This is a genomic window from Enterococcus sp. HMSC076E04 (genome assembly GCF_001814285.1).
Classification (GTDB): Bacteria; Bacillota; Bacilli; order Lactobacillales; family Enterococcaceae; genus Enterococcus_B; species Enterococcus_B lactis.
Genome location: NZ_KV815589.1, coordinates 23,120 through 23,539 on the forward strand (window position 1 = coordinate 23,120; position 420 = coordinate 23,539).

General features: G+C 34.5%; 1 protein-coding gene and 1 pseudogene. Both read right to left on the bottom strand.

From position 1 onward, the window contains the following. Positions 1-118 (bottom strand): annotated as a pseudogene (locus tag HMPREF2961_RS15175) (N-acetylmuramoyl-L-alanine amidase); the annotation flags it as partial. Positions 119-128: 10 nt separating this feature from the next. Further along, a complete protein-coding gene (locus tag HMPREF2961_RS06440) occupies positions 129-326 on the bottom strand; it encodes a phage holin (RefSeq protein WP_002302122.1) in 198 nt (65 codons plus the stop codon). Positions 327-420 lie beyond the last annotated feature (94 nt).

The following is a 420-nucleotide window of genomic DNA, read 5'->3' on the forward strand; positions in this document are numbered from 1 at the left end:
TACCTTCATTTACACCTAAATTAAATTCATTGTTGATCGTATAGGCGAACCCGTTAATTGGCAATAAAAAAAGAGCCATTAATAGGCTCATCGCAGTAACAGTAATTTTCTTTTTCATTTGTTTCCTCCTATTTTTTCAAATTATAAGCCGACACACCAGTGATAACGCCTAAAAATGTTGCTACTGCATTGATAGTGAGTACTGTCATATCTGTTCCATTCCATCCATACGCTTTTCCTAACGTGGCTACTAAAACAGATGCAGCTGGTAATACTGTTAAAACTGTCCATTTAATGACTTGATAATATTTATCGGGTAAAATCATTTCTTCTTTACCTCCTTTCTTTTTCATCTTCTTCTCTCCCTAAACAACGTTTTAATCTGCTGTGTGTGTTCTACCAATTTTTCTGCATGTGTAT

Bases quoted from the DNA above. Each gene is read 5' to 3' on its own strand.
- HMPREF2961_RS06440 (WP_002302122.1), bottom strand. From the start codon at position 326: ATGATTTTACCCGATAAATATTATCAAGTCATTAAATGGACAGTTTTA.